Source organism: Paraburkholderia sp. RCC_158 (genome assembly GCF_041355255.1).
In the GTDB taxonomy this organism is placed as follows: domain Bacteria; phylum Pseudomonadota; class Gammaproteobacteria; order Burkholderiales; family Burkholderiaceae; genus Paraburkholderia; species Paraburkholderia graminis.
Genome location: NZ_JBFUPM010000024.1, coordinates 1 through 11,528, shown reverse-complemented (window position 1 = coordinate 11,528; position 11,528 = coordinate 1). Strand labels below are relative to the sequence as shown.

10 protein-coding genes are annotated in these 11,528 nt (G+C 61.8%); 5 read left to right on the top strand and 5 right to left on the bottom strand.

What is annotated here, in order from left to right:
- Nucleotide 1: 1 nt before the first annotated feature.
- The 5 genes from AB6809_RS30565 (at nucleotide 2) to AB6809_RS30545 (ending at nucleotide 6,032) form a co-directional block, all read left to right on the top strand.
- A complete protein-coding gene (locus tag AB6809_RS30565; RefSeq protein ID WP_371027908.1) occupies nucleotides 2–1,312 on the top strand; it encodes an MFS transporter in 1,311 nt (436 codons plus the stop codon).
- Between the two features lie 131 nt (nucleotides 1,313–1,443).
- A complete protein-coding gene (locus AB6809_RS30560; protein WP_371027907.1) occupies nucleotides 1,444–2,469 on the top strand; it encodes a porin in 1,026 nt (341 codons plus the stop codon).
- A gap of 298 nt (nucleotides 2,470–2,767) precedes the next feature.
- Complete coding sequence (locus AB6809_RS30555; RefSeq protein WP_371027906.1) at nucleotides 2,768–3,709, top strand: helix-turn-helix domain-containing protein; 942 nt, start codon at nucleotides 2,768–2,770, stop codon at nucleotides 3,707–3,709.
- Between the two features lie 130 nt (nucleotides 3,710–3,839).
- Nucleotides 3,840–5,021 carry a lactonase family protein gene (locus AB6809_RS30550; protein ID WP_371027905.1) on the top strand — a complete coding sequence of 394 codons (1,182 nt, stop codon included), beginning with the start codon at nucleotides 3,840–3,842 and terminating at the stop codon, nucleotides 5,019–5,021.
- A gap of 57 nt (nucleotides 5,022–5,078) precedes the next feature.
- On the top strand, nucleotides 5,079–6,032 hold the full coding sequence (locus tag AB6809_RS30545) for a LysR family transcriptional regulator (protein ID WP_371027904.1): 954 nt from the start codon (nucleotides 5,079–5,081) through the stop codon (nucleotides 6,030–6,032).
- Here AB6809_RS30545 and AB6809_RS30540 read toward each other — a convergent pair.
- The 5 genes from AB6809_RS30540 to AB6809_RS30520 all read right to left on the bottom strand — a co-directional run bounded on the left by AB6809_RS30540 (nucleotide 6,013) and on the right by AB6809_RS30520 (nucleotide 11,322).
- Nucleotides 6,013–7,692 (bottom strand): thiamine pyrophosphate-binding protein, encoded by a 1,680-nt coding sequence (locus tag AB6809_RS30540; protein WP_371027903.1) that lies wholly within the window; start codon nucleotides 7,690–7,692, stop codon nucleotides 6,013–6,015. The two genes, AB6809_RS30545 and AB6809_RS30540, sit on opposite strands and share 20 nt — an antisense overlap.
- Nucleotides 7,693–7,841: 149 nt before the next feature.
- On the bottom strand, nucleotides 7,842–8,240 hold the full coding sequence (locus tag AB6809_RS30535) for a hypothetical protein (RefSeq protein WP_371027902.1): 399 nt from the start codon (nucleotides 8,238–8,240) through the stop codon (nucleotides 7,842–7,844).
- A gap of 11 nt (nucleotides 8,241–8,251) precedes the next feature.
- Nucleotides 8,252–8,920: an RraA family protein gene (locus AB6809_RS30530; protein WP_371027901.1), complete on the bottom strand. Its 669-nt coding sequence runs from the start codon at nucleotides 8,918–8,920 to the stop codon at nucleotides 8,252–8,254.
- On the bottom strand, nucleotides 8,917–9,957 hold the full coding sequence (locus tag AB6809_RS30525) for an amidohydrolase family protein (protein ID WP_371027900.1): 1,041 nt from the start codon (nucleotides 9,955–9,957) through the stop codon (nucleotides 8,917–8,919). The genes AB6809_RS30530 and AB6809_RS30525 overlap by 4 nt, the downstream gene beginning before the upstream one ends.
- 42 nt (nucleotides 9,958–9,999) lie before the next feature.
- Entirely contained in the window at nucleotides 10,000–11,322 is a 1,323-nt protein-coding gene (locus tag AB6809_RS30520; RefSeq protein ID WP_029968896.1) for an MFS transporter, read from the bottom strand.
- Nucleotides 11,323–11,528 lie beyond the last annotated feature (206 nt).

Here is an 11,528-nt window from a genome sequence, read left to right as displayed (position 1 = left end):
CATGGAGACGAATCAGTTGACGCACAGACGCGCGGGCGCAGAAAACCCTTGGGGCATCCTCGTGCTTCTCGCGCTAGGCCTGCTGATTTCTTTTGTCGATCGCACGAGCCTTTCCGCTGCGCTCGCGGACAAAAGCTTTGTCCGGCACTTTGCGCTGACGAGCATCGAGCGCGGCTGGCTCAATTCCGCCGTCTTCTGGTCTTATGGCCTGTTTCAGATGCCGATGGGCTGGCTCGTCGATCGCTATGGCGTGAAGTGGCCGTATTCCGTGTGCTTCGTGCTGTGGTGTCTGGCAGCCGCGGCTACCGGCATGGTGACGACATTGTCGGCGCTGATCGTGATGCGTCTGCTTATCGGCGTTGCGGAAGCGGTGGTGGTGCCGGCCACCTATCGCTACCTCGCGAACAACTTCGCGGAAACGCAGAAAGGCACTGCATTAGGCATCTTTTCGATTGGCGGCAAGATGGGGCCCGCACTCGGCGCACCTATCGCGGCGTGGATGATCGTCGGGTATTCCTGGCAACTGATGTTCATTGCAACAGGACTTGTCGGACTCATCTGGTTGCTGCCCTGGCTGCTGATGGTGCGAAACGATTACCCGTCGCGCGATGAACTCGCGGCGGCCATGCATCGGGCCGCTTCGGTGCCTCTCCGTAATCTGCTGGCGAGCCCTGTTGTATGGGGCGGGCTCGTCAACAATTTCTGCTACAGCTACTTCGCGTTCTACTGCATGACATGGATGCCTGCCTATCTGGTGGAACAGCGCGGGCTTTCGCTGGAGAAGTCGGGCGTTTATACGTTTTTTAGCTTTGCGGGGATCGCGGTCGTGGCGGCGCTCGCGGGGTTCGCCGCAGACCGCATGATCGCGCGCGGACACGACGCCGTGTTCGTGCGCAAATGCTTTATCGTGGCGGGTTTTATCGGCGGCACGACGGTTCTGCTCGGCGCCTATGCGCGGACGGCGGACATGGCGCTCTTCTGGAACGTAGCGTCGCTGTCGCTGCTGGGGCTCGTCACGGCGAACAATCTCGCGCTGTGCAAACTAACGTTGATTCCGACTCAGGCCGTCGGCTTGAACACCGGGCTACAGCAGGTCGCGACCAGCCTGGCGGGAGGTGTATCGGCGAGTCTTTCGGGCTGGCTTCTGCACGTTGGCGGAAGCTACGAACTGCCGATGATGGCGATTTTCATCTTCCTGTTAATGGGCGCGGCGAGCACCGTCATTCTGCTTCGCCGCGAATGGGCGCCAAAAATCAACGAGGTCGACGAGGCGCTTTCGCTCGAGCCAGTACTACCCAAAAAATGCCAGTGAAACTGACTTTTGTGTAGGGACGCGCCACCGCTCATTCAATACGCTTGATAGCGCACAGCGACCGTAGCGGCCGTAGCGACCCTGGCGGCCGGGATCAGCCTCGCACAAACAAACTATAAACAGGAGACGAAATGAAAAAGACCATCATGGGTTTATCCGTGATTGCATCGGCATGCGCTTTCAATTCTGCATACGCGCAGTCGTCGGTCATGCTGTACGGGGTTATCGACAACGGCATCGAATACCGGAATTCCGCTGCGGGAACGGTTCTTCGCGCGGTGTCCGGCGGACTGTTCGCAAGCCGGTATGGCTTGAAGGGCAGTGAAGACATAGGTGGCGGTCTGCACGTCAATTTCCAGTTGGAGCAGGGCTTCTCCGGCGTGACAGGCGCGGCTTCAAATTCGGCCGCCGCTTTTAACCGGCAGGCGTGGGTCGGTCTATCCGGCGCATTCGGCGAGACGCGCTTTGGCCTGCAAAACACGCCTCAGTACATCTTTATCAACCCCGAGCTCGACCCTGTGGCGGTCATGAGCATTGGCTCGCCAATGAATAACTTCAACAGCCTGACCGTGCGCGTGAACAACGCGATTTCTTATTTCACGCCGACGGTGTACGGCCTGAGCGCGCAGTTCATGGTGGCAATGCGCGATTCCACCACGAAGCCGACCAACGGATTCCAGTTCTATAACGCGGCGCTTCGCTACGAGAACGGACCTTTTCGCATCGCCGCAGGCTACGAGCAGGCGGCAAACGCCGCGGGAACGTCCACACTCAAACTGTTCAACGCGGGGGCGTCTGTCGCTGTAGGGGCCGCGCGGTTCTATCTGGCGTACCACACTGAACACCAGACCGATAACAGTATCAAACGCGATGTGTATGAGGCATCCGGTTCTTATGCATTCAGTCCGGCCGCGCAGTTTTCAGTCATGTACGGCTATGCGCATGACCGGACCGGGCAGGGCAATAATGCGCAGCAGGTCGGTCTGACGTACGCCTATTCACTGTCGAAACGCACGACGCTGTACGGCTCCGCAGGCTTTATCCAGAACCGCAATCAGGCGCGCTTCACGCTCAACGGCACCGGCTATACGGGCCTTGCCGTCGCGCCGGGTGCCGACACGCGCGGCGCGATTATCGGCATGGTGCATCGATTCTGATCGCCGCCGCGCTGCGCGTTCGGGTAAATAGCAGGGCGCGTGCTGTTCGAAGATATGCAAAAATCTACGGCGCTCTCGTGGGTTTTTTCCGCTGTTAGCGCTGCTGCAAACTCGCGCATGCGCACCGCAATTCGTGCCGCGTCCATCTTCTCACGCACTTCGCGGTTCCACTCGCCAAACGTCACGAGCAGCATGCGGTTATCCGCATCGCGTTGCCCGATGGCTCGCGAAACCGGAATGCTGATAGTGGGCGCGTGAATCAATAGGCGCGTGAATCCGTAGCGGCCAAGGAGACTTTATGACAAACAGTGCGTCGGCAAAGTATCAAACGCGGTCCGGTTCCAAGGCGAAGCTGACAACTGTTCCGAAGGTTCGTCTGTACGTTGAGCGCCCTGAAGAACGGGACTGGTTCGTGCACGTTGGACATGTCACCGAACGAGGCCGCTGGCGAACCGAGCCTCACGCACATCCGGCCTACGGGCAAGTGATATTCGTGCGCAATGGGCGCGGCGTGATGAATCTGGAAGGCAGCAGCGTGCCGTTCGAAGGGCCGTGCGCATTGCTGTTGCCGACCGAGTGCGTGCATGGTCTCGACTATGAAGTCGATGCCGACCGCTGGGTCGTCACGATCGAGGTCGCCTATCTGGCGCAGGTGAACGCCAGGTTTCACGAATTCATCGCACTGTGGGCTGCGCCGCGCGTGATTCCACTTGCCCATTCCGCAGAAGCGGGAATGGAGTTCTGCAGCTTGATCCACAGCCTGAAGGAAGAAGTGGAATCGGATGCGACCGGCCATGTGGTCGGCACCGAAGCGCTGCTCACCATGCTTTTGCTCAAGCTGGTTCGCGAGGCGCGCCTCGATGCGGCGCACGAAAGCTCGACTCGCAACGACATTCGGCTCGTCGAACGTTTTCGCAAGTTGATTGATGAACACTTCCGCGAGAATCTGCCGCTGCAGGCCTATGCATCGATGATGGCGGTGTCTCTCGTGCAACTGCGTGCAGCGTGCGCGTCGGCGACTGAGCAAAGCCCCACCAAGATGATCCACGCCCGCATCATTACGGAGGCGAAGCGCAATCTGATTTTCGGCGACATGTCGGTGGAGCAGATTGCTTTTGGCCTCGGTTTCGCCGATGCCGCGTATTTCACGCGCTTCTTTCGCAGGGAAGTCGGTCAGGCACCCAGCCAGTTTCGCGTGGCCGCGCGGCAGCAGCCTCATCGCAAGGCTTCGTCGCAGTAAGCGCCTGGACAACGCAGCGCGTGCAGCGAAAAATGCCGGCGAATCGTGCTTTTATGCAGGGACGTACCGCGGTGAATCGAATAGTCTGGAAGACATCTTCAGTTCACTCAGGTCTCCAGATTCGCCGCCTATGACCCAGCCTTTAACAAGAATCACGCGTACGCGATACGTTAAAACCGGCGCGCTCGCTGTACTGATGTCGCTCGCGGCGGCATTGAGTGCGTGCAGCAGTGCGGGCACATCGTCGCAAGACGCGCGCACGGAACTCGTCTACATCGGCACGCAGGACCGCCAGATTCACGCCATGCGCTTCGATACATCCACGGGCCGCCTCACGACGATCGGCAAGGTTGCCGAGGGGCCGCGCTCCACATGGGTCGCCGCGCATCCGGCTTTGCCGGTGCTCTACGCGGTCGACGACGACAACACGAAAGAAGGGCGCGTGATCGCCTACGCGGTGAATCGCTCGAACGGCGCGCTCGCCAGGATCAACGACGTTGCGACAAGAGGCAGCGGCACCACGAACCTGTACCTGGACATCCCGTCGATGACGTTGCTCGCTGCGAATTACGGTGGCGGTTCGGTATCGAGCATCGCGGTCAATGACGATGGAAGCCTGGGCGCGGTCGTCAGCACGGTTAAGGAGGTCGGTTCGGGCCCGAACCGCAGGCAGGCAAGCGCGCATGCGCATAGCGCGGCAGTCGATCCCTCGGGGCGGTATGCACTTGTTCCCGACCTCGGCGCCGATCGCGTGTTCGTTTACGGCTTTGACCGCGCGGCGCACGCGCTCGTGGCCGACGACGCCACTCCTCCGCGATCGTTCGCTGCGCCGCCGGGGAGCGGGCCGCGTCATATCGCATTCGGCGCGAACGGTCAGTTTGTCTATGTGATCAGCGAATTGTCCGCGCAGGTGCTGGTGTTTCGCTGGGACGCACCGCAAGGGCGCTTGACGTTGCGGCAGTTGTTGCCGATCAGCGGCGAAGACTTCAAAGGCACGCCGAGCGGAGCGGAAATCGCGGTCAGCGGCGACGGACGCTTCGTGTACGCCGAAAATCGCGCGGAGAATCTGCTCGCGGTCTATCGCGTCGATGCGGCCTCCGGCGAACTGTCGCCAGTTCAGCGCATTTCGTCGGGCGGTGAAAAACCGTGGGCATTCGCGATCGATTCGTCCGGAAAGTGGATGCTGGTCGCGAATCAGCGCAGCGGCACAGTGAACGTGCTCGCTATCGACAATGCTTCTGGCATGCTGTCGCAGACCGGGCAATCGGCGAGCGTGCCGTCTCCTGTGAGCATAGCGTTTGTAACGCGGTGAGCGGTACGACGTATTCGCGCAGTATGGCTAACTATTCCGGCTAACTACTCCGCGTCCATGAACTCAGACGATCTCGCCCTGTTCGCGCGCGTCGCGAAAACCGGCAGCATCTCGCGCACCGCGATGGAGCTGGGCGCGAATCAGTCGACCGTCAGCCGGCGTATCGGCATGCTCGAAGCGGAGCTCGGCGTGCGGCTCTTTCGCCGTAGCGGCCGCGGAGTCGGGCTCACCGCGCGTGGTGAACAACTCCTCGGTTACGCGCTCGCGATGGAAAAGACGCTCGACGAAGCTCGCGTCGCGATGCAGGACAGCGCCGCGCGCGGGCCGGCCACGCTCACCGTTGCCGCGCAGCCGACCATCGCGCGCATGATGTTCGGCAGTCTCGGCCATCGTCTGAAGGCGCGCTATCCGGCCACGCGAGTGCGTTTCGTCGAAGGACTCGCGACTCATCTTCTCGGCTTGCTGAACGACGGCGAGATCGACCTAGCGATCATGTATGTGCCCGAGCATCCGGGCACGAACCAGTTCGACGCGCTGCTGTCGGAGCAGGTGTGCCTCGTGACGCCCGCCGCATCGCCGGTGCCCGACGGGCCGTTTGCAGTCAGCGGGCTCGCCGGCGTTCCGTTGATTCTGCCGAGTACGCATCACGGACTGCGCGTGCTCGTGGAATCGCTTGCGGCGCGGCACGGCTTTGCGCCTATGATCGCGCTCGAATGCGATGGCTCGATATCCATCACGAAGCGCCTCGTGATCGAACGATGCGGCGCGACTGTGCTGCCCGCAGCCGCCGTCGTCGACGAAGTGGCATCGGGCACGGTGAAATGTTTTCCGCTGACGGACCCCGTCGTGCAGCGGGAAGTCGCCATCGCGTGGCCGCAAAACCGCGTGATGCCGGAAGGCGTATGGAACGTCGCGCAGATGATCCGCGATCTTGCCGCGGATCTCGTCAGCGACGGCACGTGGCCGAATACGACGTTGCACGCGGCCACGCTCATGCACTCAGACGGCTAACCGGCGTGAACTGCCGCGGATCGGTGCGCAGTTCGATCAGCGCCGCGACGCCGGCCTGTTGCGCGCGCTCGAACGCAGCGGGGAAATCCTCGGTACGTTCGACGCGCTCCGCGTGTGCGCCGAACGCTTTGGCTAGCGCGACGAAATCCGGATTCGCGAGCTGGGTCGCCGAGACGCGGCCCGGATACTCGCGTTCCTGTTGCATGCGAATCGTGCCGAGCATCCCGTTGTTGACGACGATGACGATAAGCGGCGCGCCGAACTGTACGGCGGTGGCGAGCTCCTGCGGGTACATCATGAAACAGCCGTCGCCGGCGAAGCAGACCACGCTGCGTTGCGGATCGCGCAGCTTGGCGGCAATGGCGGCGGGAAAGCCGTAGCCCATTGCGCCGTTCGTGGGAGCGAGCTCGGTCGCGGGCATCCTGTAGCGGTAGTACCGGTGCACCCAGACCGTATAGTTGCCCGCGCCGTTCGAAATGACGGCGTCGTCGGGCAGCACTTCGTTCAGGTGCCCGACCACTTGCGCGAGATCCACGCCCACAATTTCCGGCGATGGTGCGGGCGGCGTCGAATGAGCCACGTAGTCGGCGCGTGCGTCCTTCGTCCATTGCGCCCACGCATGCGAGCTGACCGGCGCGACGCTATCCAGCGCGAGCGCGAACTCGCGCAGGCCGGCGTTGATCGGCAAGCGCGCCTGGTAGACGCGGCCGAGTTCCTGCGGATCGGGATGCACATGAATCATCGTCTGCGCGGGCGTCGGGCTTTCGAACAACGTATAGCCCGACGAGGTCGTCTCCGCGAGCCGGGAGCCGACGACGATCAACAGGTCGGCGGTGCGCGCGCGTTCGGCGAGCTTCGACGATACGCCGAGGCCGAGCTGGCCGACATAGTGCGGATCGCGATTATCGAAGAGATCCTGGCGGCGGAACGAGGCGGCGACGGGTAGATCGTTCGCCACGATGAAGCGCCTCAACGCCGCGGTCGCTTCGGCATCCCAACCGGTGCCGCCGACGATCGCGAGCGGCCGCGACGCGCGTTCGAGTAGCGCGCGCAGTTCACTCAGCGCGTGCGCCGTGGGCGCCGCCTCGACGACACGTGCCGCGGGGGCATCGGCTACGGTTGCCGATCCGAACAGCACGTCTTCGGGCAGCGCGATCACCACTGGACCGGGGCGCCCCGACATCGCGATGCTGAATGCCTTCGCGAGAATCTCGGGAATGCGTTCGGTGCTGTCGATTTCCGTGACCCACTTGGCAATCCCGCCGAACATCTGGCGGTAGTCGACTTCCTGGAATGCGCCGCGGCCCATGAAGTCCCGTTCCACCTGGCCGATGAACAGGATCATCGGCGTGGAGTCTTCACTGGCCGTGTGCACGCCGTTGCTCGCGTGCGTGGCGCCGGGGCCGCGCGTGACGAAGCAGATGCCGGGGCGGCCGGTGATCTTGCCGTATGCATCGGCCATGTTCGACGCTGCGCCTTCATGGCGCGTCGTGATCACGCGGATGCCATGCGCGTCGTGCAGCGCGTCGAGCACCGGCAGATAGCTTTCGCCGGGAACGCAATAGACGGTATCGACGCCGTTGCGCGCGAGCGCATCGACGAGAATGCGTCCGCCGTTGCGCGGTTGTGCAATGGCATTTGCATTTGCATTGTCAGACATGGATTGGGGTTCCTCGTTGCCGGTTCGCGGGACAAACGCGGCTTCAATGTGAGCGTTGCGTCACGGCATTATGCGGTTGCCGTTTGCGCTGCACATTGCGAGGGATGCATAGCAGTTATGAGTTTGGCGGCTGGTGAGTGCCTGGTCGATTAAGACGGCAACGCCACGTCTTCAACCAGCCCGGCTTTTACAGCGCGAATCCTGCGATCGACGAAATAACCGCCGCCTTCCGTGTAGTGCAGATAGAGACGCCCGCACAGTTTGCATTCCCATACCGCGCACCGGTTGTACGGAAAGTACCTTGGTGCAATAGGCGCATCGACGGACCAGTAGGTCGTTTTGCCGGGGAGATACTCGCTGAAGGTCGGCTCCGCATAGTCTTCAGTAGAAAGCGTACCGATTTCCGCGAACTGCGTTTCGTCGAGGGACAGCGGTTGCGATTGCCAGCCGTCGAGCGGCGTCTTCATGCACGGGCAGGGCGCGCTTGCGCGCGCTTCCGCGGCGCGCGCGAGTTCAAGAAGCATTGCAGCGTTCAGATATTGCGCCATGAGGCTCACATTCAGGTGTTCATCATCCTGTCGCGTTGCGGGGCCACCCACGAGCGGTCGAAATTGCCTTCCGCAATCGACCTCAAGGCCGCCGTTTCTTTCGCATGTTGCCGGCGCGCGCCTTCGATAACGGCGTCGACATCGGCGGGCGCGATTGCGAGCAGGCCGTCTTCATCGCCGACAATGATATCGCCTGGACGGACCACCATGCCGCCTACCGTGACAGGCACATTGATTTCGCCAGGGCCGTTCTTGTACGGACCACGATGCGTGACGCCGCGCGCATACACCGGAAAATCGCGCTGACGCAACGCGCCGACATCGCGGATTGCACCGTCGATCACGAGTCCTTCCACGCCGAGGCTTTGCGCGAAGCTTGCCATGATCTCGCCCATCAGCGCCTGCGTGAGGTCGCCCGCGCCGTCGATCACCAGCACGTCGCCGGGCCGGCAAAAATCGAACGCGCGATGAATCGCGAGGTTATCGCCGGGCCGCGTATGCACGGTCACCGCCGTGCCCGCGAGAGGCTTCGGCCGATGATACGGCCGCAGTCCGATCATGCCGCTCGCTCGCGCCATGTTGTCGCTGAGCAGCGAGACCGCGAGCTCGCGCAATGCGTCGAGCGTCGCGGGCCGAGCCTGCGGTGCGGACTCAAATTCCCGCCATCCTATTGGGTTCATGCAATCGCTCCTTGCGCCGCGAATTGTCGATCGAGTTGACGCGAAAGCCGCGGGTACACCGCTCGCGCATTGTCTTCGTAGATACGTTGCCGGTCTGCGTCGCTGAGCCAACCGATTGCATCGATGTAGCGGCGCGTATCGTCGTAATAGTGGCCGGTTTCCGGATCAATGCCTTGCACCGCGCCTATCGTTTCCGACGCGAAGAGAATGTTCTCGACCGGAATGACTTTCGCGAGCAGTTCCGCGCCCGGCTGGTGATACACGCACGTATCGAAGAACACGTTGTTCAGCAGATAGTCGCGCAGCAGCGGACGCTTCATGTCCTGCGCGAGACCGCGGTAACGTCCCCAGTGATAGGGCACGGCGCCGCCGCCGTGCGGAATGACGAAGCGCAAGGTGGGAAAGTCGGCGAACAGATCGCCGGTGAGCAACTGCATGAACACGGACGTGTCGCCGTTGATGTAATGCGCGCCCGTCGCGTGGAAATTCGGATTGCACGATGACGACACGTGGATCATCGCGGGCACGTCCAGTTCCACCATCGCTTCGTAAAGCGGATACCACGAACGATCCGTGAGCGGCAGTCCGGACCAGTGTCCGCCGGATGGATCGGGATTCAGATTGCAGCCGATAAAGCCGAGTTCTTCGACACAGCGCTGCAATTCGTCGATACAGTTCGCGGGCGGCACGCCCGGCGCTTGCGGCAACTGGCATACGCCCACGAAATTGCGCGGAAACAGCGAACACACGCGATGCACGAGGTCGTTGCATTCGCGCGACCAGTGCGCGTTCGCTTCGGCGGTGGCCAGATGGTGACCCATGCCTGCGGCGCGTGGCGAAAAAATCGTGACGTCCGTTCCGCGCTCGCGTTGAATGCGCAGTTGGCCCGTTTCGATGCTTTCGCGGATTTCGTCGTCGCTAATGTTGGGGCGTGCCGGTGGCATGTGACCGTCCTTTAGCGCGGCGATCTGCTGGACGCGCCATGCTTCATGCTGCGGCGGCGAGGTCGTGTAATGCCCGTGACAATCGATGATCATGTCTGCAAGTACCTTCGTTCTGGTTGTCGCAAGATTGGTTGGTCATGCACGCGGCGCGGCATCGCCGGCGGTGAGCGAGGCGGTTTCGTCGTCGGATGCAGTGACTCGCATCACGAGCGCGATGATCGTCGATACAAGAAGGAACGCGGCAATGGTCAGCAGCGCAAGCTTGAAGTTGCCGGTCGCGCTGCGCACGAGTCCGATGCTCCACGGTCCGACCAGCCCGCCGAATTGCGCGATGGTGTTGATGAGCGCGATCGTCGCGGCGCCCGCGGCTCCCGTTCTGAACGATGACGCCAGGCTCCAGAACAGCGGATTGCCCGCGTAGATGAACAGGCCCGTGATGCACAGCAGCACATAGGCGATGACAGGATTGGGCGCATACGCGCTGCCGGCGATGGCAAGTGCACTCATGCCATAGACGAAAGCGAGGTGTTTCTTGCGATCGCCGGTGCGGTCGGAACTGCGGCTAATCAGGAAAGTCCCGAGTACGCCGAGCAATGGCGGCGCGGCGGACAGAAAACCGACTTCGAGATTAGTTAGATGTCCAAGGCTTTTGACGATCTGCGGCAGCCACAGGAACAATCCATAAATGCCTACCAGCGCGCAGCCGAACAGGCATGCAAGACTCCACACGCGGATGTCGGCCGCCACGCGCAACAGCGGAAAATGCGTGTTGCCTCCCAAGGCCTCGCGCTCGGCGGCGAGCGTGGATTCGAGCCAGCGTTTTTCATCGGCGGAAAGCCAGGCGGCGTCGGCGGGGCGCTCGGTCATGATGCGCAGTGTGAGAAGACCGAGCAGCATCGCCGGCACGCCTTCCAGAATGAACATCCACTGCCAGCCGTGCAGGCCGAGAATACCGTCCGCGTAAGTCATCAGCGCCGTGGAAATGGGACCGCCCAGCACCGCCGAAAAAGAACCGGCAATGATGTAGCCGCCCACCGCGCGCGCCCGGTAACGTACAGGAAACCATTTCGTCAGATAGACCGCGACGCCCGGCAGGAAGCCCGCTTCCATCACGCCGAGCAGAAAACGCAGCACGTAGAAGCTCGTGTCGTTGAAGACGAACGCGGTGACCGCGGCCACAGCGCCCCATGTCAGAAGAATGCGCGCGATCCAGCGGCGTGCGCCGACGCGATGCAACAGCAGGTTGCTCGGCACTTCGAGCAGCATGTAGCCGACAAAGAAAATGCTGCCGGCAAATCCGAACACAGCGGGGCTGAAGCCGAGCTGCTTGTTCATATCCAGCGCGGCGAATCCGATGTTGATCCGGTCCAGATAGTTGAAAAACATCATGGCGAAAAGCAGGGGCATCAGGCGCCCATAGACCTTTCGCATGGTGGCGGCTTCGTCGATCGGATTCATCCTGTCTCCTACCTTGCGGCGACGGCGAAGTTGCCGTCCCTGCGTTCTTGTCATGTGTGCAATCAATGATAAGAACGCGACGGTGATGAGTCCAAGACGGGTTGCTTATGCTTCTATAGGTTTTTGCTTAGAAACGCTAACACAATGAAGGTTGAAGTTGCCGCCAACAGATGAGGCAGGTGGCGATCTTCATGAACGCTTCGTGG